The organism is Kerstersia similis, assembly GCF_965139615.1.
In the GTDB taxonomy this organism is placed as follows: Bacteria; Pseudomonadota; Gammaproteobacteria; order Burkholderiales; family Burkholderiaceae_B; genus Kerstersia; species Kerstersia similis.
This window is the reverse complement of record NZ_CBCSIQ010000002.1, coordinates 138,483-157,892: the sequence shown is the minus strand read 5'-3', so window position 1 is coordinate 157,892 and position 19,410 is coordinate 138,483. Positions and strand designations below refer to the sequence as shown.

The 19,410-nt window shown below is 61.6% G+C and carries 17 protein-coding genes; 7 read left to right on the top strand and 10 right to left on the bottom strand.

Features of this window, described 5'->3' with window-relative positions; genetic code table 11:
• Positions 1 to 14 precede the first annotated feature (14 nt).
• Entirely contained in the window at positions 15 to 1,415 is a 1,401-nt protein-coding gene (locus tag ACNA1V_RS02010; RefSeq protein WP_415831909.1) for a dihydrolipoyl dehydrogenase, read from the bottom strand.
• Between the two features lie 2 nt (positions 1,416 to 1,417).
• Positions 1,418 to 1,627, bottom strand: a complete 210-nt coding sequence (locus tag ACNA1V_RS02005; protein WP_415831908.1) for a heavy-metal-associated domain-containing protein — start codon at positions 1,625 to 1,627, stop codon at positions 1,418 to 1,420.
• A gap of 194 nt (positions 1,628 to 1,821) precedes the next feature.
• Here ACNA1V_RS02005 and ACNA1V_RS02000 point away from each other — a divergent pair, with 194 nt between their 5' ends.
• Together ACNA1V_RS02000 and cueR are read left to right on the top strand one after the other, a co-directional pair.
• Positions 1,822 to 4,131 (top strand): heavy metal translocating P-type ATPase, encoded by a 2,310-nt coding sequence (locus ACNA1V_RS02000; RefSeq protein ID WP_415831907.1) that lies wholly within the window; start codon positions 1,822 to 1,824, stop codon positions 4,129 to 4,131.
• On the top strand, positions 4,128 to 4,526 hold the full coding sequence (cueR, locus tag ACNA1V_RS01995) for a Cu(I)-responsive transcriptional regulator (protein WP_415831906.1): 399 nt from the start codon (positions 4,128 to 4,130) through the stop codon (positions 4,524 to 4,526). The genes ACNA1V_RS02000 and cueR overlap by 4 nt, the downstream gene beginning before the upstream one ends.
• Here cueR and ACNA1V_RS01990 read toward each other — a convergent pair.
• Both ACNA1V_RS01990 and ACNA1V_RS01985 read right to left on the bottom strand, forming a co-directional pair.
• Complete coding sequence (locus tag ACNA1V_RS01990) at positions 4,495 to 5,082, bottom strand: nitroreductase family protein (protein WP_415832023.1); 588 nt, start codon at positions 5,080 to 5,082, stop codon at positions 4,495 to 4,497. The genes cueR and ACNA1V_RS01990 overlap by 32 nt on opposite strands.
• Before the next feature lie 446 nt (positions 5,083 to 5,528).
• Positions 5,529 to 6,644, bottom strand: coding sequence for a 5-methyltetrahydropteroyltriglutamate--homocysteine S-methyltransferase (locus tag ACNA1V_RS01985; RefSeq protein ID WP_415832022.1), 1,116 nt, complete (start codon positions 6,642 to 6,644; stop codon positions 5,529 to 5,531).
• Between the two features lie 502 nt (positions 6,645 to 7,146).
• On the opposite strand from ACNA1V_RS01985, the gene ACNA1V_RS01980 reads away from it, so the two are divergent.
• Positions 7,147 to 8,595, top strand: a complete 1,449-nt coding sequence (locus ACNA1V_RS01980) for a catalase (protein WP_415831905.1) — start codon at positions 7,147 to 7,149, stop codon at positions 8,593 to 8,595.
• A gap of 86 nt (positions 8,596 to 8,681) precedes the next feature.
• Here ACNA1V_RS01980 and phnE (ACNA1V_RS01975) read toward each other — a convergent pair whose 3' ends face one another.
• From phnE (ACNA1V_RS01975) to ACNA1V_RS01955, 5 genes are all read right to left on the bottom strand, one after another.
• A complete protein-coding gene (gene phnE / locus ACNA1V_RS01975) occupies positions 8,682 to 9,524 on the bottom strand; it encodes a phosphonate ABC transporter, permease protein PhnE (protein WP_415831904.1) in 843 nt (280 codons plus the stop codon).
• Complete coding sequence (gene phnE, locus ACNA1V_RS01970; protein ID WP_415831903.1) at positions 9,521 to 10,354, bottom strand: phosphonate ABC transporter, permease protein PhnE; 834 nt, start codon at positions 10,352 to 10,354, stop codon at positions 9,521 to 9,523. The genes phnE (ACNA1V_RS01975) and phnE (ACNA1V_RS01970) overlap by 4 nt, the downstream gene beginning before the upstream one ends.
• On the bottom strand, positions 10,351 to 11,184 hold the full coding sequence (phnC, locus tag ACNA1V_RS01965) for a phosphonate ABC transporter ATP-binding protein (protein WP_415831902.1): 834 nt from the start codon (positions 11,182 to 11,184) through the stop codon (positions 10,351 to 10,353). The genes phnE (ACNA1V_RS01970) and phnC overlap by 4 nt, the downstream gene beginning before the upstream one ends.
• Before the next feature lie 143 nt (positions 11,185 to 11,327).
• A complete protein-coding gene (gene phnD / locus ACNA1V_RS01960; protein WP_415831901.1) occupies positions 11,328 to 12,296 on the bottom strand; it encodes a phosphate/phosphite/phosphonate ABC transporter substrate-binding protein in 969 nt (322 codons plus the stop codon).
• 291 nt (positions 12,297 to 12,587) lie between these two features.
• Complete coding sequence (locus tag ACNA1V_RS01955; RefSeq protein WP_415831900.1) at positions 12,588 to 13,454, bottom strand: sulfurtransferase; 867 nt, start codon at positions 13,452 to 13,454, stop codon at positions 12,588 to 12,590.
• 172 nt (positions 13,455 to 13,626) lie between these two features.
• On the opposite strand from ACNA1V_RS01955, the gene gmk reads away from it, so the two are divergent.
• The 4 genes from gmk (at position 13,627) to ACNA1V_RS01935 (ending at position 18,110) form a co-directional block, all read left to right on the top strand.
• Positions 13,627 to 14,259, top strand: a complete 633-nt coding sequence (gene gmk / locus ACNA1V_RS01950; protein ID WP_415831899.1) for a guanylate kinase — start codon at positions 13,627 to 13,629, stop codon at positions 14,257 to 14,259.
• Between the two features lie 39 nt (positions 14,260 to 14,298).
• A complete protein-coding gene (gene rpoZ / locus ACNA1V_RS01945; protein ID WP_068369484.1) occupies positions 14,299 to 14,502 on the top strand; it encodes a DNA-directed RNA polymerase subunit omega in 204 nt (67 codons plus the stop codon).
• 18 nt (positions 14,503 to 14,520) lie between these two features.
• A complete protein-coding gene (locus tag ACNA1V_RS01940) occupies positions 14,521 to 16,800 on the top strand; it encodes a RelA/SpoT family protein (RefSeq protein WP_415831898.1) in 2,280 nt (759 codons plus the stop codon).
• Between the two features lie 290 nt (positions 16,801 to 17,090).
• Positions 17,091 to 18,110, top strand: a complete 1,020-nt coding sequence (locus tag ACNA1V_RS01935; RefSeq protein WP_415831897.1) for a C45 family autoproteolytic acyltransferase/hydolase — start codon at positions 17,091 to 17,093, stop codon at positions 18,108 to 18,110.
• Between the two features lie 83 nt (positions 18,111 to 18,193).
• On the opposite strand, the gene dinB is transcribed toward ACNA1V_RS01935, so the two are convergent.
• Positions 18,194 to 19,408, bottom strand: coding sequence for a DNA polymerase IV (gene dinB, locus ACNA1V_RS01930; RefSeq protein WP_415831896.1), 1,215 nt, complete (start codon positions 19,406 to 19,408; stop codon positions 18,194 to 18,196).
• Positions 19,409 to 19,410: the final 2 nt, after the last annotated feature.

Genomic DNA, 19,410 nt, shown 5'->3' with positions numbered 1-19,410 from the left:
CAGCGCGGCAAGAATCAGCGCGCCAGCTTGGCATGGGCGTCGCGCAACGCCGTGCGCAGGCCCTCCTCCACCACCGGATGATAAAACGGCATTTCCAGCATTTGCCCAATGGTCATTTGCTGCTGCACCGACCACGCCAGCAGGTGGGCCAGGTGTTCTCCGGCTGGCGCGGCAAGCTCGGCACCCAGCAAGCGCCCGTTACTGCGCTGCGCATAGACCCGCAACAACCCGGCGTTGCGCCGCATCACCCTGGCCCGGCCCTGGTCGCTGAAATCGACTTCGCCCACGACAAAATCCACGCCGGATTGTTCAAGTTCCGCATAGCGGCGGCCCGCGCTGGCAATCTGTGGCTCGGAAAACACCACGCTCAGTCCGGCGCGACGCAGCCCCGGCTCGGCCTGCGGGTGCCGCGCCGCATTGCGGCCTGCGATCCGTCCCTCGTCGCTGGCTTCATGCAACAGCTGCAAATCGCCATTGGCGTCGCCCGCAATATAGACTGCGCTATCACCGATACGCAGCGTGTGCCTGTCATACCCGAGACGGCCGCGCTCATCCAGTGTCAAACCTGCCTTGGCCAGATCCAGCGCGGCCAGATTCGGACGGCGGCCTGTCGCTGCCAAGACGTATTCGAAGTGTTCTTCCCGCGCCTGGCCTTCGTCATCCAGGAAACGGATGTGCACGCCGTCGCTGTCCGACCGGATGGCCTGCACCTGCGCACGGACGTCCAGAGACATTTCCTGCTTCAAGGCGGCCAACGCCGCCGCCTTGACGGCCGGGTCGCTGATGCCGCCCAGACTGCCGCGTGCGCCGAACAAATGTGTACGCACACCCAGCCGGTGCAAGGCCTGCCCCAGCTCCAGTCCGATGACCCCCGGCCCGAATACGGCGATGCTGCGTGGCAGATCGGCCAATTCAAACAGGTTGTCATTGATCAACAAGCGATCTCCCAGGCCAGCCAGGCTCTCCACCACATAAGGTGAAGACCCGGTGGCGATCACAATAGCCCGTGCCTGAATCTGCGTTTCCTGCTCGCCCTCGCCGACTGCCAACATGCCCGGTGCGGTAAAACGCGCCGTTCCGCGTAAAATATCACCGGCAGGAATGCTTTCCATCCCCTTGAGCACAAATCCGACAAAACGATCCCGCTCACGCCGGACTCGCGCCAGCACTTCCGCGCCATCCACCCGCACGGCATCGACATGTACGCCGAAGGGGGCGCCATCCCGCGCCGCATGCGCGGCGTCCGCCGCTGCAATCAGCAATTTGGAAGGCATGCAGCCAACGCGTGCGCAGGTCGTTCCGAACGGGCCGTTCTCGATCAGGACGGCGCTGGCCCCCTGATCGCGGGCGCTGCGATATGCGCCCAGGCCGGCCGTGCCGGCACCGATCACGGCAACATCCACCATTCGCACCATGCTCAGGCCTCCTTGCGAGTGAATTCGTAATCGGCGGCAGCAATGCCGCGTTCCACTGCAGCGATATCTTCCGTGCCAGTCACCGTCAGCGTGTGCGCCGTCAGGTCGGCCTGTACCAGCGCGCCGGGCACTGCCTCTTGAATAGCGCCTGTCAGGGCACGAACGCAGTGATCGCAACTCATATCGGGAACCTGGAATTGCAGTGTTGCCATGTCATTTCTCCGTTACTTGCAGCGCCCTATTTAGCCAGGGCATCACTTCATTCTATCCCAGGCACCGCCCGCCCGGCCCGATGCCCCAAAAGCGCTTGACCTTGCCATAATGGAAAGGTTGAGAATACAGCCATACCTACCATGTCTGCTGCCCACGACAGCACAGGCCCCCTATTCCGCTCTCGGAGAAAGTCATGAGTACGAAAGCCGCCAATCGTGACGCAACCTTAGCCATCGAACTTGCCATTGATGGCATGACATGCGCATCCTGCGTGAACCGCGTACAGAAAAAACTCGCCGCACAACCTGGCGTGCTGGAAGCCAGCGTCAACCTGGCAACCGAGCGCGCCAGCGTGCGACTGCAACCGGATGGCGCTTCGCCGGACGCGCTGGCGGCCGTCGTAACCGCTGCCGGCTATCCGGCCAGCGTGGTGGTCGATCGAGAACGCATGGCCGCCGAGCAAAGCGCGCGCCAGGAGCAAGAACGCCAGCGGCTCAAGCGCGCTTTCCTGCTTTCATTGGTTCTGACCCTGCCCGTCTTTCTGCTGGAGATGGGCAGCCATATGGTGCCGGCCATCCACGATTTCGTCATGCACACGCTAGGCACGCAACGCAACGCTTGGATACAGGGAATACTGACCACCCTGGTGCTGGCTGGACCGGGCCGGCACTTCTTCCGTGACGGCCTGCGCGCGCTCTGGCAGCGGACACCGGACATGAACTCGCTGGTCGCAGTCGGCTCCGGGGCGGCCTGGCTCTATTCCGTGGTCGCAACGCTGGCGCCGCACTGGCTGCCGGAAGCCTCGCGCCATATCTACTTTGAAGCCAGCGCCGTCATCGTCACCCTGATCCTGCTGGGCAAAATGCTCGAAGCACGCGCCAAGGGCCGTACCGGCGCAGCCATACGTCGCCTGGTCGGGCTGCAGGTCAGGACCGCTAGACGCGTGCTGTCCGATGGCACGATCGAAGATGTCGATATTTCCGCTGTGCGCACTGGCGACCTGCTGCGTGTGCGTCCCGGCGAGAAAATCCCGCTGGATGGCGTGATCCGCCAGGGAGAGTCGCATGTCGATGAATCCATGCTCACCGGCGAGCCCCTGCCTGTTTCCCGCAAAGCGGGCGACAGCGTTACTGGCGCCACGCTCAACACGCATGGCAGCCTGGATATCGAAGTCACGCGCACGGGAGAAAACACCACGCTGGCTCAGATCATCCGCATGGTAGAACAGGCGCAAGGGGCACGCCTGCCCGTGCAGGCCCTGGTGGATAAAGTCACCGGCTGGTTCGTGCCCGCCGTGATGGGCATTGCCATTCTGACGCTGGCCCTGTGGATGCTGCTCGCACCCTCGCTAGGTTTTGACTTTGCGCTCGTCAACGCAGTGGCCGTATTGATCGTAGCCTGCCCTTGCGCCATGGGCCTGGCCACGCCGACCTCCATCATGGTGGGTACCGGCCGGGCCGCTGACCTCGGCATTCTGTTCCGCCAAGGCGATGCACTGCAAACGCTGCGTGAAGTCGATACCGTCGTCTTCGATAAAACCGGCACACTGACGCAAGGCAAGCCGGCGCTGACGAATATCCAGGTGGCTGAGGGCTTTGAGGAAGCGTCCGTGCTGCAAATGCTGGCCAGTGCCCAAAGCCACTCTGAACACCCGATTGCCCATGCCATCGTGCAGGCGGCGCAAGCGCGCAATATGACATTCGGCCAGGTTGACGGCTTCGAAGCCATCAGCGGCGCGGGGCTGGCGGCCACGGTCGATGGCCACGCCCTGATCGCCGGCGCAGCCAAACTCATGCAAGAACGCGGCATCGCCATGGACGCCATGCTTGCCGCGTTGGCCGACCAATGGGGTGCCGCCGGCAACACCCCCTTCTATGTCGCCCTGGACGGACGCATGGCCGCACTGGTTGCCGTGGCCGACCCCCTCAAGGACGACACGCCTGCTGCCCTGCAAGCCTTGCATGAACAAGGCATTCGCCTGGTCATGCTAACAGGCGACAATCAACGCACCGCCGAAGCCGTGGCCGCCCAGCTGGGCATTGACGATGTACACGCCCAGGCCTTGCCCGCCGACAAGGTAGCGGTACTGGCGCAGCTCAAGGCGGCAGGCAAGCATTGCGCTTTCGTGGGCGATGGCATCAATGATGCCCCTGCCCTGGCGGCAGCGCATGTTGGCATCGCCATTGGCACGGGAGCGGATATCGCTGTCGAATCCGCTGGCGTGGTCTTGATGTCCGGCTCTCTGACTGGCGTTGCCAATGCCATCGCGCTCTCGCGCGCGACCATGCGCAATATTCGCCAGAACCTGTTCTGGGCCTTTGTCTATAACGCAGCACTCATTCCGCTGGCAGCCGGCGTGCTCTATCCCGCCTATGGCCTGCTGATGTCGCCAGTATTTGCCGCCGCGGCCATGGCGCTCTCCAGCGTCTTTGTGGTCGTCAATGCCTTGCGCCTGAAAGCCTGGCGTCCACAACCATCGCACACTGCAGGAGCACGAGCATGAATATCGGTGCAGCCTCCAAGGCCAGCGGCATTTCCGCAAAAATGATCCGCTACTACGAAGATGCGGGGCTACTGCCTGCCGTCCAGCGCAGCGAGGCGGGCTACCGACATTACCGGGAACAGGATGTGCACACGCTGCGTTTTCTCAGGCGTGCCCGCGACCTCGGCTTTTCCGTTGAACAGATGCGTAGCCTGGTGCAACTTTGGCAGGACAAATCCCGGGCCAGCGCCGATGTCAAAGCACTGGCTCTGGCCCATATCCAGGAATTGCGCGCCAAAGCGCTGGCGCTGGAACAAATGGCCGATACGCTGGCGCACCTGGCCAGCCACTGTCATGGTGACGAGCGGCCGGACTGCCCGATCATTACAGGCCTTCAGGCGCCGTCCAGCGACTGACATACACTGAGGGCGCCTGCCTGGCGGATTCCTGCGCCGGCACGGCAGGCGTGCCTATCACCAGATAGCCCATAAAGCGGTAGGACAGCGGATCAAAACCCAGGCCTTCCTGCACTTCTTCCACGGCCGTACCCAGCCCGGTGCTCCAGAAAGCGCCATAGCCCAGGAAATGGGCAGCATTCAAGATGTTCATCACGGCCGCGCTGGTTGCCGCCAACTGTTCCCACTCGGGGGCCTTGGGATGGTCGTGGTGAATCTCATGCCCCAGGGCGATCACCAGCGGCACCTTGGCCAGCCAGGCGCGCACGGCATGTTCCTTCTCGGGCGTCATGCGGGCATCGCCGGCGGCCTTGACTGCGGCGATGGCGAAATCCGCCAGGCGGCCAATGGCTGCTCCCTCAATCACACGAAAACGCCAGGGGCGCAAAGACGCATGATCCGGCGCACGTGCCGCGGCCTGGAGAATCAGATCCAGCTCCTCGGCATTGGGCCCTGGGGCCGTCAACAGGGAATTGGAACGTCGGGACAGCAAAAGCTCCAGGGCGCTGGTCGCCACATCAGACGGATTGCTCATTGTTGGAAGGTCTCGCTTGGTAGAAAAACGGATACCTGCGCTAGCCGGCACGGTATGACACGATGTGGCGCCGCAGTGAATGAAACTGATTCTCGCACACTTCGTCGGCCATGCCCGGCTTATCCCCTGCCTGCAGCGGGTTTTCCGCAACCGCTCCAATCCCGCGCGGCCATATCGACGGCCTTTCCCTGAACGGCGACGCAAGAGCACAGTGGTTTGCAGTCATCCCCGCCGTGCGAACTGTTGCCCATCCTGGACTGAATCATCCGCCGAGCCTGCCATTGTCCTCCGGCACAGGCCGCATCGAATATCGCCACGAACAGAGACAGCAGGCATAAAAAAACAGGCCGGAAAGCATGGCTTTCCGGCCTGTTTGCATGACCTCAGCAGACCGTCAGGCCGTCTGCCCTGCAGGCATGCTGCCAGGATCAGGCATCGCCCCAGACTTCGCGGGCCACTTCCATGACCAGTTGCATCTTGGCGCGTTGCGCGGCAACGGCAATATCATTGCCGTGCACGGTGCTGCTGAAACCACATTGCGGCGACAGCGCCAATTGCTCCAGCGGCGCGTACTGGGCGGCCTCTTCGATACGGCGCTTGATGGCGTCCTTGGATTCCATTTCACCGAACTTGGTGGTGATCAGGCCCAGCACCGCTACCTTGTTTTTGGGCAGGAAACGCAGCGGACGGAAATCGCCCGAACGGTCGTCGTCATACTCCAGGAAGTAGGCATCGACATTCATTTCAGCCAGCAGTGCCTCGGCGACCGGCTCGTAGTTGCCCGCCGCTGCGTGCGTGCTGCGGAAGTTACCGCGGCACAGGTGAATGCCCAGGCGCATGCCAGCAGGCTTGCGGGCCACGACGCGATTGATGAAATCGGCATAGCGATGCGGCAGCTCGTTGGGATCATCACCACGCTGGCGAGCGGCTTCGCGCATGCGCTCATCACACAAGTAAGCCAGGTTAGTATCGTCCATCTGCACATAATTACAGCCGGCGGCGGCCAGCGAGTGCAGCTCGTCGGCATAAGCCTGCGCCACATCATCATAAAAATCAGGGTCCAGCACCGGGTAATGCTCTTTGCTGATACCGGCGCGGCCGCCACGGAAGTGCAGCATGGTCGGCGACGGAATCGTAACCTTGGGCACCGAGCCTGCCGCCACATTGGCCTTGAGGAACTGGAAGTCAGCCAGCTGGATATCGCGCACATGGCGCACCTTATCGACCACCTTCATGATGGGCGGCGCCAGCTCGATCTTGCCATTGGGACGTTCGATCACGGCCGGAATCTCGCTGACCACGCCACCCAGCTGACGCAGGAAGTCCACGTGGAAATAGGTGCGGCGGAACTCGCCATCAGTAATGCTCTTGAAACCCAGCTCTTCCTGGAACTTGATGATTTCCAGAATAGCCTTGTCTTCCACGGCTCGCAGCTGTTCAGCAGTGATTTCACCCTTTTCCTTCTGGGCGCGGGCTTCCAGCAAATAGGCGGGACGCAGGAAACTGCCGACATGCTCGGCGCGGAATGGCGGATTAAGCGGAATGCTCACTGAAAACTCCCAATGGTTTTGACGAATATCATCCTGACGCGCCAACGTTTTATGTATACATAAAACGTCGGCCCGGTGGTGCCGGCTGCTTCACCTTCCGTCACCGTTACTTGGATAATTCTATTTGATTATTGCCACTTAACGCAGCACAAGCCAAGTGCCAGCCAGAATTTTATGGAACAAGAATATCGTTGATTTCATCAGCTTGCATACAATCCACGCCATTCTCTCAAGATTTAAATGAATATTTTTCATTTAAAGCTGTCTTTCCGGAACGCTACGCAAGATCCCGGCTGTCAATCCAGTAAAACTTGGCTTAATTTACAGAGATTGCTTTCCCCTGGCCTGGGCTCGGCCGACCGAAAAATCACACACTGAACCGAGATATAGCAGAACGCTATCGGCTTAATTGAATTAATTGATTTTATTTTGTCATTGAGATTTTCTATGATCAACCCAATCACATCGCAACACCAACCCACAGGAGGACCTCACTATGACCCGCCCCACCCTCACGACCGCCGCTGGCGCCCCTGTCGCCGATAACCAGAACAGCCTGACGGCAGGCCCGCGCGGCCCCTTGCTTGTCCAGGACTACCAGCTGTTCGAAAAGCACGCACACTTCAACCGTGAGCGTATTCCCGAGCGTGTCGTTCATGCCAAGGGCTCGGCTGCGTTCGGCACCTTCACCGTCACGCACGACATTACGCGCTACTCCTGTGCGGACATCTTCTCCGCCATCGGCTTGCAGACCGACCTGCTGCTGCGCTTCTCCACGGTTGCCGGCGAACGTGGCGCTGCCGATGCGGAACGCGATGTACGCGGCTTCGCGCTCAAGTTCTATACCCGCCAGGGCAACTGGGATCTGGTCGGCAACAACACCCCTGTCTTCTTCGTCCGCGACGCCTACAAGTTTCCGGACTTCATCCACACGCAAAAGCGCGACCCACGCACCAACATGCGCAGCAACACCGCGCAATGGGATTTCTGGTCGCTGTCACCGGAATCCCTGCACCAAGTCACCATCCTGATGAGCGACCGCGGCCTGCCGGCTTCTCTGCGCCACATGCATGGCTTCGGCAGCCATACCTACAGCATGATCAATGCGCAAGGTGTCCGTCACTGGGTCAAATTCCACTTCAAGAGCCAGCAAGGCATCAAGAACCTGACCAACGCCGAAGCTGCGCAAATCATCGGCGGCGACCGAGAATCGCATCAGCGCGATCTGTACAACTCGATCGAGAACGGCGAATTCCCACGCTGGAAACTCTACATCCAGGTCATGACCGAAGCCCAGGCCGAACAGACCAGCTACAACCCCTTTGATCTCACCAAAGTCTGGCCGCATGGCGACTTCCCGCTGATCGAAGTCGGCACGCTGGAACTGAACCGCAACCCGGACAACTACCACGCACAAGTCGAGCAAGCCAGCTTTTCGCCTGCGAACGTCGTCCCCGGCATCAGCCACAGCCCGGACAAAATGCTGCAATTCCGCATTTTCTCGTACGCGGACGCTGCACGCCATCGCCTGGGCGGCAACCATGAGCAACTGCCGGTCAACCAACCGCGCTGCCCGGTACACAACTACTATCGTGATGGCGCCATGTGCTTTGGCGACAATGGCGGCGGCTCGGTCAACTATGAACCCAACTCCTTCAACGGCCCACAGGAAGCACCGGCCTTCAAGGAACCCCCGCTGCCGCTTCACGGCGCGGCCGACCGCTATGACCACCGCGAAGGCAACGACGACTACACCCAGGCAGGCAATCTGTTTCGCCTGATGAACCCGTCGCAACGCCAGCAACTGTTCGACAACATCGCGGCCGCCATGGACGGCGTCCCTGAAACCATCGTCGAGCGCCAACTGGGGCACTTCGAAAAGGCTGATCCTGCCTACGCCGCGGGCGTACGCAGCGCCCTCGCGCAACGGGCCAACGCAGCCTGAACTCGGCGCGCATGCCGTCCCCAAGAACGGCATGCGCGCCGCCCGGCCGCGGCACCACCGCAATGCCTTGGCGATACCACGACGAACTAAATCAATCGACTGCGTATCCGATTGGACCCCCACTCCGCCACCCCGACCATCACCAGAATGGCAATAAAAATCAAGGTAACCTGAGGCCAGGCCAGCGTATCCACGGATGCGGCCAAAGGCAAGCCCAAACCCCCAGCCCCCACAATCCCCAGAATCGTCGATTCACGAATATTCACATCCCAGCGATACACCACCGTCCCGACAATCGCTGGCATCACTTGCGGCACAATCCCGTAGCCCAGCACCTGCAAACGGCTGGCCCCCGTCGCCTCAATGGCCTCAACCTGCCGGGCATCGGTCTCTTCTATCGCCTCATAAATCAACTTGCCGACAAAGCCCACCGACCGCAACGCAATGGCGATCGTCCCGGCCAAGGGCCCAGGCCCGAGCATGATCACCAGCAGCATCGCCCAGATCAGGGAATTGATCGACCGTGACGTCACAATCACCACCAAAGCTGCCGGACGTGCCAGCCAACGGCTAGGCGTCGTATTCCTAGCAGCCAGAAACGCCAGCGGAATCGCCAACACGGCGCCAATCAACGTGCCCAGCGTCGCAATATGAATCGTATCCACCAGCGGTTGCCACAACTGCCCGACATAATGCCAGCGCGGCGGAAACATACGCGACACCATATCCCAGGCAGCGCTGGGCGCATCTGCAGCGAACACCCAGATCGTATTTTCACTGATCTCCTGCCACCCCAGATAAAACAGCAAAGCCCCCAACAGCCAGCACAGCCAATTGGCACGCTGTGCCGCCGTACTCCGGTGGCGCCAGACGGGAACCGCTGCACCTGCGCCTGCAGGAGAACCTGAATCAAAACCAGCGCTCTTCATTGGAAATGTCGCCTCACCAAACCGGATGCATACTCCGCCAATAGAACAATCACGATAATCAGCAACAGAATCGCCCCTGCCGTATCGAACTCATAGCGATCCAGCGAAGTATTTAGGGTCGCGCCTATCCCTCCGGCGCCCACGATCCCCAGCACGGCGGACTCGCGGAAATTGATATCCAGCCGATACATCGACAAACCCGCAAGACGCGGCTTGATTTGCGGCATCACCGCAAACACCACGCATTGCAACCAGCTGGCGCCCGTTGCGCGCAACGCCTCCCACTGAGAGGAATCTATCGTTTCTATTTCATCGGCCAGCAACTTCGCCAGAAACCCGATGGACGCGATCACCAGCGTCACCATGCCCGCCAGCGGCCCGAACCCGAACATCTTCACGAACAAAATGGCGATGATGATTTCCGGAAAAGCGCGTGCGCCCGCCACCAAGGTACGGCAGGCTGCATAGACCGGCCAGGGCGCCATATTGCGCGCGGCACCCAATGCCACAGGCACGCTCAACGCAATCCCCAGCACTGTTGCGGTAATTGTCATCGTCAGGCTCTCTACCAAGCCGGCGAAAATTTCACTCCAGCGGGAGGTGAAATCCGGTACGAAAAACTGCTTGAACAACAGCGCGGCCCGGCCCAACCCTTCCGCCGCACGATCCCAGTTGATCGGCAAACTACCCAGCGCCCAGAACAGATACAGCACCAGCAAGGTCGTCAGCAAACGGGTTTTCCAGGGCGACCCCCAACGCGGCGGACGCCGCCATTGGCTTGGGTAAGCGCCGCGACCTGACACCGCCCCTGTCGCAAGCGCACGACTCATGCCAGACTCCCCTGCAAACGCGCTCCGGCCGGCGCGCCGTCGGCCTCATCCTCTGCCAAGGAAGCCTCCGGCGCCTGGGCAGGTGCATTCCAATCTTCCTCGCCATAAATCTCGGTCAAGGCGGCGGCGTCCAGCCCGGCAGGCGCGCCGTCATACACGACCTTGCCTTTGCGCAGGCCGACGATACGGTCCGCATAACGCAGCGCCAGCGGAACATCATGAATATTGATAATGGCCGACAGGCTGCGCTCACGGCACAGCTCGCAAATCAAACGCATGATCTGCCGCGCCGTACGTGGATCCAGACTCGCTGTCGGTTCATCAATCAGCAGCAACTGCGGCTCCTGCATCAGCGCCCGAGCAATCCCGACACGCTGGCGCTGCCCGCCGGACAGCGCATCGGCACGCTTATCCTGGAAGCCGGCCAAACCGACACGATCCAGCAGCTCAAACGCGCGGGCAATGTCCTGGGCAGGAAAACGGCGCAACCAGCTGGCCCAAAACCCCACATACCCCAACCTGCCGGACAACACGTTCTCCATCACGCTCAGGCGCTCTACCAGGGCGTACTCCTGGAAAATCATCCCGATCTGGCGGCGGGCCCGCCGCAACCGGGCGGCACTCAGGCCGGTCAGGCTATCGCCCGCCAGCGTAATGCTGCCCGACGATGGCGTCACCAGACCGTTGACGCAGCGAATCAAGGTACTTTTTCCGGCGCCGGAGGGCCCGATCAAGGCCATCACCTGGCCAGCCGGCAGCGCCAGTTCGACCTGGTCCAGCGCCAGGTCGCCAGTCGCATAACGTTTACTCAGGGATTGCAGTTGCAGCATGGTGGCTCCATGGCGGCCGGCAACCCGCGCATGGCCCGACGGGCTGGGCGCGGCTCATGCATGGGCCGCTGGCGGGCGGCCGGCCATGGGCGCGCCGGTCCAGGCCATCTCCGTCGCGGAGCGCCTGGCGCCAGCGCCCGGGGTTACTTGCAGCTATAGCTGACGTCCATTGCGCGGTCGATATCACGCACCACGCCCCAATGTTCCTTATAGGTAATGGGGATAAACGTTTCCTGGGGCGGGCTGGATTTGCTGAACTCCTCCAGCAAGGGGCTGCCCGTCCAATCGTAGGTAAAGAACGCTTCGCGTACCTTGTCGGCCAGCTCAGGTTTCAGGTTATAGACGTAGCCATAGCCCGTCGTCGGGAACGACTGCGATTTGTAGATGCTGCGCAGCTTGTCTGCATCTACCGTACCGCGCCCGATCATCCGGTTCATGACGGAATTGGCCACGGCAGCGCCGTCGTAATCCTTATTCGCTACGCCCAGCACCGAATTGTCGTGCTTGCCGGAAAAGGCAGGCTTGTAATCACGATCTGCCTGCATGCCATACTCGCTGGCCAGCAGCGCTGACGGCGCCTTGTAGCCCGAGTTGGACGTCTGCGAGGTAAAGGCGATGGTCTTGCCCTTCAGGTCCTCGATTTTCTGCGCGCTGCTATCGGCAGGCACGATGATTTCCATCTCATAGCCATAGGCGCCCTGCTTGTCCGCCATCATTGCGAACGGCACGAAGCCCGCGCAATTGACCGCCAGGGGGTTGCCACCAGTATTGAAACCGGCGACATGCAGGCGTCCGGCACGCATGGCTTCGATCTGCGCGGCATTGGACTGTACGGGGAAGAACTGGACCTTCTTGCCCGTCACCGCACTCATATGCTTCAGGAAGCCATCCCAGACACCACGATAGACTTCCGGATCTTCCACCGGGGTATAGGCGAACACCAGAGTCGCCGGATCCACCCACTCCTTGGGGTCGGTAGGCGCATCGGCCACCATATCGCCATCGCGGTCACAATAGCGGCTATCCAATTCACCACGCGGGCAGGCATCCTGCGCCTGAGCCGCGCCCATGAACGTCATTCCAAGAGCCAGGCAAAGCAGTGTCTTTTTCACGAGCTGATTTCTCCGGTAAATGGCCCGCCGCTGGGTTGCGGACCGGAATCAGCTTGCCAGTTTGAATACCGGCGATGAAATCCTGATGACACTGCCCTCACTTCCTGTCATGGCCCGCCCTGCGCGTAAAAACCGCGCAGGCAAGCCATCCAGAGACTTCGGCACGGCGCTGGGCGAGGCGGCCTGGCGCTTAGGTTGAACGCGCCATGGAGATAGGCCAACCCTGTACACGCCGGAAGACGCCGACCCAAACCGACCGGCGTCCTGCGGTAAATCTCAGGCTGTGCCGATTTAGGCTGTGCCGGTGGCCACAGGCGCGCCATCGCGCGAGGACCATTCGCTCCAAGAACCCGGATACAGCCTGGCACCCGGCAAACCCGCCACCTCGAGCGCCAGCAGATTGTGGCAGGCCGTCACGCCCGACCCACACTGCATGACAGCCCCCGACGCCGGCTGGCCGTCAAGCAAAGCCTCGAAAGCCGCACGCAATGCGTCAGGCGCCAGAAATTTCCCCTGGGCATCGAGGTTGTCCCGGAAAAACCGATTCTTTGCGCCAGGAATATGTCCGCCGATACGATCCAGCGTTTCATTCTCTCCGCGAAAACGGTCTGGCGCCCGGGCATCGACAATCAGCGGCGCCGCCTGGGCATCCACCAGCGGCCGCAGCGTTTCATAATCCACGATTTCCACCAGCGCCGGCCTCAACCTGAAACTGCCGGAGCGCCGGGTTGCAGCAGGCCCTTCGGCCAAAGGCAGGCCCGCAGCCTGCCAGGCTTGCAGGCCGCCATCCAGCACGTGGGCCTGGGCATGGCCGGCGCGCCGCAACAGCCACCAGACCCGTGCCGCATACATGCCGCCCTGCCGGTCGTACGCCACGATATGCGTGGTATTGTCGGCGCCCAGCCGCGCCAGCACGGCAGCGAATGCAGCAAAATCCGGCAAAGGATGGCGGCCATTGCTGCCGTCCGGCCTGGAACTCAGATGTTTGTCGAGGTCGATATGGGCCGCGTCGGGCAAATGAGACTGCAGAAATGCCTGCTGACCCGCCGCAGGATCACCCAGATCGAAGCTGGCGTCCAACACCAGCACCTCGGTAGGTCGCTGCTGCAACCACTCCTGCAATTGCGCAACGGTAACAAGCGGGGAATGAGGGGCCATGGAAATCTCCGGTAAGACGGTGGACGGCGAATAAGCTGCCAGCAGTGTAAATCCAGTGTGGCCGTTTGGCTTGGCCTGCGCCGGGCAAAACCGGGGGAAATTGCCCGGTTTTCAGCGCTGGAAGCCTTTAAGTTTGCTATGCTTGCCGCCTTCGTTAAGGTATTCTTTCCCCATGTCCGCCCACTCCGGTAATCTGTTCATCGTCGTCGCGCCCAGCGGCGCTGGCAAATCCAGCCTGGTTCGCGCCCTGCTCGAACGGCATCCTGATATCGCGCTCTCCGTTTCCTGCACCACCCGCGCACCGCGCGAAGGCGAAGAGGACGGCCGCGACTACCGCTTTGTCGATATCCCTGAATTCCTGCGCCGCCGGGATGCAGGTGAGATGCTGGAATGGGCCGAAGTCCATGGCAATTATTACGGCACGCCCCGCGATGCCATTGACGCCGCCATCGCCGCCGGCCACGACATTATTCTGGAGATCGACTGGCAAGGCGCACGCCAGGTACGCCAGTTTTTCCCGCACGCGATAGGCATCTTCATCCTGCCGCCTTCCATTGAAGAACTGGAAGCGCGCCTGCGGCGCCGAGGCCAGGATGCGGAAGCTGTCATCGCCAAGCGCCTGGCCGCTGCCGCCAGCGAGATTTCGCATGCGTCCGAGTGCGAATATGTTATTATTAATCAAGAATTTAGCGATGCGCTGCAGGCCTTTGAACAAATCATTCACAGTGCCCGCCTGCGCTACCCCGTCCAAAGCAAACGCAATACCGAACTGTTTGCACGCTTTGGCCTGCTGGACGCCCGCTAAGGCATCATCCTGTTTTTGTTCCCTTTTTTAAGATTCGCCATGGCCCGTATCACCGTCGAAGATTGTCTGCAAAAATCGCCCAACCGCTTCCAGCTGGCGCTGGCAGCTGCTTATCGCGCCCGTGAGCTGGCGCAGGGCCACAGCTCCCGCATCGAATCGAAGAACAAGCCAGCTGTTACCGCCCTGCGCGAAATTGCCGAAGGCGTCACCGGCCTGGAAATGCTGCGTAAAGTTCCGACCTGATCCCCTGGGAGGCTGGCGATGGACTTCTCGGGCCTGAAACAAGCGTCAACCGGTCTACTGGCTGCCATCAAGGCCGGTTCCAGGCTGGGGAAGCGCCAGAGCAAATCCCACGATGATGCCGGCGGCCACGCTGCCGGCGAAACGGTGGCCAGCCAACCGGTAGCATCGCTGGCAGGCCTGACCGAAATCATCAGCGGCTACCTCACTGAAAAAGAGGTCGCCAAGGTTCGAGAGGCCTACCGCTTTGCGGATCAAGCCCACCTGGGGCAGTTCCGCGCCAGCGGAGCCCCCTACATTTCACATCCCATTGCAGTCACGGAAATCTGTGCCGGCTGGAAGCTGGATGCAGAGGCCCTGATGGCCGCCCTGCTGCATGATGTGATTGAAGATCAGGGCGTGGCCAAGCAGGAACTGGCCGAGCGCTTCAGCCCTGATGTCGCAGAACTGGTTGATGGCCTCTCCAAGCTTGACCGCCTGGAATTCGCCAGCAAGGCGCAGCAACAGGCGGAAAGCTTTCGCAAGATGCTGCTCGCCATGGCGCGTGACGTCCGCGTCATCCTGGTGAAACTGGCTGACCGCCTGCACAATATGCGTACGCTGGATGCTGTCAGCACCGAAAAGCGCCGCCGCATTGCCAGCGAAACCCTGGAAATCTACGCGCCCATTGCCAACCGCCTGGGCTTGAATGCGTTGTTCCGGGAATTGCAGGATCTCTGTTTCGAAGCCATCCACCCCAACCGCTATCGCGTGCTGCGCAAAGCGGTGCTGGCTGCGCGCGGCAATCGCCGTGAAGTGTTGGGCAAGATTCACGATGCCGTGGCGGCGGCCCTTCCCGCCGCCGGCATTGAAGCGGATATATCCAGCCGGGAAAAGTCGCTTTACGGCATTTACCAGAAAATGGCGTCGCAGAAGAAATCCTTCTCCGATGTGCTGGACATCTACGGCTTTCGCATCATCGTGCACACCGTGCCGGAATGCTATCTGGCCCTGGGTACGCTGCACCAGCTGTACCGCCCGGTGCCCGGCAAGTTCAAGGACTACATCGCCATTCCCAAGCTCAATGGCTACCAGTCCCTTCACACCATGCTGGTCGGGCCTTACGGCACGCCGGTCGAATTCCAATTCCGTACGCGCGATATGCACCATATCGCCGAGGAAGGCGTGGCCTCGCACTGGCTCTACAAGGAAGACGACGTCCCGCTCAACGAGCTGCAGAAGCGCACGCACCAATGGCTGCAGTCGCTGCTGGACATCCAGAGCCAGACCGGCGATTCCGGCGAGTTCCTGGAGCACGTCAAGGTCGATCTCTTCCCGGACGCCGTTTATGTTTTCACGCCGCGGGGGCGCATCATTTCGCTGCCGCGTGGCGCCAAGCCCGTGGATTTCGCCTACGCCATCCATACGGATATCGGCCATCATGCCGTCGCAGCCCGCATCAACGGCGAATTCATGCCGCTGGATAGCGAACTGAGCAGCGGCGATACCGTCGAAATCATTACCGCGCCCTCGGCTCGTCCCAGCGCCCAGTGGCTCAATTATGTCCGTACCGGCCGCGCCCGCTCGGAAATCCGCCACTACCTGCGCAATGTGCAGTACGAGGAATCCGTCGCATTCGGCGAACGTCTGCTGCAACAGGCCATGCAGGCCATCAAGGCGGAACTGCCCGAATCCACCGACCCTTCCTGGGACAAGCTTGTCCGCGTCAGCGGTGCCCGCAGCCGCGAAGAGATTCTGGCAGACATCGGGCTGGGCAAGCGCCTGGCGGCCGTCGTGGCCCGGCGCTTCATGCCGGGTTCGGATCTGGTCGCCACGACAGCGGCAGCCGTCGATGAAATCGTCAGCGCCCGCTCTGCCCCCATTCCCATCCAGGGCAATGAAGGCCAGGCTGTGCAGCTGGCACCCTGTTGTCACCCGCTGCCGGGCGACCCCATCATTGCCGAATTGCGCGCCGGCCATGGCCTGGTCGTGCATATTGCCGACTGTCCGGTCGCCACGCGTGGCCAGACCAGAGAACCGGAACGCTGGGTTTCGGTGGCCTGGGATGAAAAAACCGCCAAGCATTTCTCCACCCGCCTGGATGTGACCGCGCGCAACGAGCGCGGCACGCTGGGCCGCATTGCTGCGGAAGTCACGGCAGCCGAGGCCAATATCATTCATGTCACCATGCATGATGATGCCGTCGCCACGGTCTCGCTGCAACTGACGCTGCAAGTGGAAAGCCGTGTACAGCTGGCGCGTGTCATTCGCGCCATCCGCCACGTGCCCCAGGTGCAGAAGATCGTCCGCGTCAAAGGCTGACGCCCCGCCCATGCGCCGTACCCTGCACGAAGGCGTCCGGCCCGGCCAGCGCCCTCTCCTGCAGCAACGCGGCATCTGCCCTACAATCCCTTACAGTATGCGCCCGGTCAGGCTTGCTCCTGACCGGACGGGCACCGATACCAGCGCAGGCTGGCGTATCGGCTGGCAGGCCGGATATTCCGGCCGCCTTTCCAGGGGAAGCCACTGCCTCCCTGTTGAACCCGCCGCGCTGACGCTCGCAGCGTACTGCGTGGCACTGCGCTGCGGCGCATGCTCAGGATTTCTGCCCTATGGAAGCGACACCTCTTTCTTTGCGCGGTAGCCGCCGCGATATCGGCCGCGCGCTTGGCGATCTGGCCCGTCCGCATATCGCCGGCCTGCTGGAGCAAAGCCCGACCTGGTTCGCGCTGCGCCGCTGGCGCGGCCATGCCTTGCTGGATCAACTGGGCCAGGCAACCCAGCATTATCTGCCCAAACAATGGGAAGAGCTTTGCGGTCTGGCCGAAGGCATGGACATGCCATTGGAAGACGTATTACTCTGGAATGTCCGTGGCGACCTGCTGCACAGGACGGATGATGGCTGCATGACGGTGGCCCTGCGCCACGCCGACGGTTCCCGCTGGATCGCTCACAATGAGGACGGCGACCCCTTCCTGGCCGGCCTGGGCCGCCTGGTGGAAGTCCAGGCCGAAGATGGCCCGGGATTTCTGTGCTTTTATCTGCCAGGGTCTTTGCCCGGCTATACCTTCGCGGCCAATCGTGCCGGCCTGGTGCAGGTCGTCGATAATCTGCGCATCATGCGTGGCGGCCAAGGCGTTCCCCGCATGATGCTGGCGCGCGCCATTCTGGATTGCCGCAGCCTGGACGAAGCCCAGGCGCTGCTCAACAAAATGCCACGCGCCGGCGGCTTTCACCATATGCTCGGCGCCGTGGGTGACGACCGCTTGCTCAGCATCGAGGCCACGCCGGAACGGTGTTCCTCCCAACCTGTGACCATCCTGTATGGCCATACCAATCATTGCATTCACTTCGGTGCCCGCCAGACCACACAGCTCGTCACGACCTCTTCCCGCGAGCGCCTGGAGCGCCTGGATGTGCTGCTGTTGGAACTGCATGAACAGGCTGGCGCAGACGAACTGCTGGACATTCTCTACGACACGGAAGCGACGCTGCCCATGCTGCGCACCGACCCGCGCGACCCGGATGGGGAAAATACGCTGGCGAGCGTCATTTTCCGGATTGATGATGAGCAATGCCGCATCAGCGTCTATAACCGCAGCCGCACCCCCTGCTACCAGCAGGAAATCTGACCCGGCATAAACCTCATGCGGCGTCGCCGCAGGGCTGCTTTGCCAGGCGGCGGGCATCGGCGTGGTGTATCTCCAAGCCGGGTTCAGCCGCCCAGCGGCATGGCATCTTCAAACAAGGGCAAGGTGTAAGGGTCGCCACTGGCGGCCGGCATTGGCCCGCCCGCCGTCACGGCCGACAGGCCCGTGAGTTTTACGCCCAGCAGGCGCAAGCGCCGATCCAGCGGCACGCGTTTGAGACAATTGCCGGCAGCACGCCGTATGGTGCGCGCATCCTGGGTGGGGTACGGCAAGGTAAAGTCGCGCGTGACCGTCTGGAAATCCTCATAGCGCAGCTTGATGCCTACGGTCTTGCCAGCCACACCCTTGCGCGCCAGATCTTCCGACAACTGCACGCACAAACGCGTGAATATTTGCCCCAGCAGCACTTTATCGCGCTGAGGATGCAGGTCGCGTTCAAAGGTTGATTCGCGGCTGACGGACTTGGGCTCGCTTTCCGTCTGCACCTCCCGGCTGTCCTCGCCACGCGCAGCGCGATACAGCCAGGCGCCCATGCGCGTGCCAAACTCCGTTTTCAACCAAAGCAACTCGCAACGCGCCAGATCCCCAATGGTGCTGATGCCTGCCTGCAGCAAACGCTCAGTCGTTTTGGGGCCGATGCCATTGATGCGGTTGGCCGGCAGTGGCCAGATCCGATCGGGCACCTCTTCCATGCGCAATACCGTAATGCCGCCAGGCTTATCGAATTCAGAGGCCATTTTGGAAAGCAGCTTGTTCGGTGTCACGCCGATCGAACAGCTCAGGCCCGTCGCATCCAGCACCGCCTGTTGCAAGCGCAACGCCAATGCGCGGACACTGTCCTGCCGCCCTGCTTCCGTACAGGAGGAGGCTTGCAGGTCGTCGTGGTCGCTGAGATCAATGTAGATTTCATCCACCCCCCTGTCCTCGATACGAGGCGCCAAGGTGGCGATCGCTGCCTTGAAGCGCCGGGAGAACTCCCGGTAGCGGGCAAAATCGACCGGCAGCAAGATGGCATCCGGCGCGAGCTGCGCCGCTTTCATCAAACCCATGGCGGAATGGACGCCATAGGCTCGCGCCTCATAGGTGGCCGTTGTTACCACCCCTCTTCCGGCATAGGCCGAAAGGCGCATGTATTCCCTGCTGCCATCTGGCAACAGAACAGGAGGCGCGGCCCGGCCGCCGATAACGACGGGCAGACCGCGCAATTCAGGGTAACGCAACAGCTCCACGGATGCGTAGAACGCATCCATGTCCAGGTGCGCAATCCAGCGCTGGCTCATAA